The sequence below is a fragment of the Nocardia sp. CC201C genome (genome assembly GCF_030010695.1).
GTDB lineage: Bacteria > Actinomycetota > Actinomycetes > Mycobacteriales > Mycobacteriaceae > Nocardia > Nocardia otitidiscaviarum.
On sequence record NZ_JASCXP010000703.1, the window covers coordinates 1 to 1,687 of the forward strand.

Here is a 1,687-nt window from a genome sequence, read left to right on the forward strand (position 1 = left end):
ACATCGAAAAGCACCTGCGACAGCGGCACGTCCAGCGCCTGGCAGATAGCCGCCAGCAGCTCACTGGACGCTTCCTTGCGGCCGCGCTCGACCTCCGACAGGTACCCCAGGCTGACCCGCGCGGAGGTGGAGACCTCACGCAACGTCCGGCTCTGGGCGACCCGAGCGCGCCGCAGACTTTCCCCGATGGCTTCTCGCAGCAGCGTCATCTCGTTCTCCTCACACTCGTCGCCGGGCGGGTGGATCGAATCCCGGAGCCTGCCTGGACAACGCCCAGCGGCGCCCTCGCGTTCCCGAACGCCTCAACCACCCCGCACACCGCGGAGCAGTTCGGTGATCGCGGCGCGAACCGCGGTCACCCTGATCGTCCACCGGTCCCCGGACAGTTTCAACCGAATCACCTCGGTGCCCTCCGGACCCGCCAATCCGAGGAATACCGTGCCGACCGGGTGGCCGTCCTGCGGTTCGGGTCCGGCGACCCCCGTCAAACCGATCCCCCAGTCGGCTCCGCACCGGATGCGCGCGCCCACGGCCAGCTGTTCGGCGGTGCTGGCGGCCACCGGTCCGTCGGTGTCGAGGGTGTCGGCGCTCACACCGGCGAGGGTCGCCTTGAGGTCGGTGGCGTAGACGACGAGTCCCCCGCGCAGCACGGCGCTCGCACCCGGAACTCCGGCGATGGTCGCCGCGAGCAGTCCGGCGGTGAGCGATTCCGCGGTCGCCACCGTCTGCCCCGCCGCGCGCAGAGCGCGCACCAGGTCGGCGGCCGGGGCCTCGGCGGTCAGGGGATCGGTCGAGGGCGTCCGGACGGCGGTCACGGCCGGACCCGTCAGGCCGTGCGGCGCGGCGCGCCGAACCAGAGCCGGGCGGCCTGCACCACATAGTCGAGGCCGGTGGCGACGGTCAGCGCCACCGCCGCGTACATCAGCAGCATGCCCGCGGTGAACCAGCCGTCCGAGAGCGGCAGCAGCAGCACGGCGATGGCCACCGACTGCACCAGCGTCTTGAGTTTGCCGCCGCGACCGGCCGGAATCACCCCGCGCCGGACCACCGCCAGGCGCAGCAGCGTGATCCCGACCTCGCGGGCGCCGATCACGATGGTGATCCACCACGGCAGATCGCCCAGCATGGACAGCCCCACCAGTGCCGCGCCGATCAGCGCCTTGTCCGCGATGGGATCGGCGAGCTTGCCGAAATCGGTGATCAGCCCGTATTTCCGGGCCAGCTGCCCATCGATGCGGTCGGTGATGGCGGCAATGCCGAACAGCGCCGCCGCGGCCCACCGCCAGCCGGTGTCGTGGCCGCCGCCCGCGAACAGGGCCGCCAGGAACAGCGGCACGATGGCGATGCGCAGCACCGTCAGCACATTGGCCACGTTCATGAGCGGCACGGCGGCCGGTTCGACGGCCCCGACCTCCGGTCGCGGCGCGGGCGCGAACCCGGAATGCGGGGAACCCGCCCCGGCCCAGCGGCCCTCCTCACGTTGCACGGTCACCAGCGCCCCCACCGGCCGGCGACTCGGCCAAGGGACCCGGCGACGACCGGGCAGCGGGGGGACTGGATGTGCGACACACCTTCAGACTATCGGTACGGGGGCCGACTACTGTGCACCCCATGACAACACGGGCACCTCACAGCGGTTCGGTAGGCGGCGCGGCGGCGGGCACCCCCGTCGTGGGCCCCCCCCCCG

The 1,687-nt window shown here is 72.4% G+C and carries 3 protein-coding genes; all 3 read right to left on the reverse strand.

Annotation, left to right across the window (positions count from 1 at the left end; all coding sequences use genetic code 11):
* Positions 1-209: helix-turn-helix transcriptional regulator (locus tag QK444_RS36085; RefSeq protein WP_282786580.1), on the reverse strand; the 209-nt coding region annotated here is incomplete at its 3' end.
* A gap of 93 nt (positions 210-302) precedes the next feature.
* The gene (locus QK444_RS36090; protein WP_282786584.1) at positions 303-782 is read right to left on the reverse strand and encodes a CinA family protein; all 480 of its coding nucleotides are present in this window, start codon (positions 780-782) and stop codon (positions 303-305) included.
* A 44-nt stretch (positions 783-826) separates the two neighbouring features.
* A complete protein-coding gene (pgsA, locus tag QK444_RS36095; RefSeq protein ID WP_282786582.1) occupies positions 827-1,492 on the reverse strand; it encodes a CDP-diacylglycerol--glycerol-3-phosphate 3-phosphatidyltransferase in 666 nt (221 codons plus the stop codon).
* Positions 1,493-1,687 lie beyond the last annotated feature (195 nt).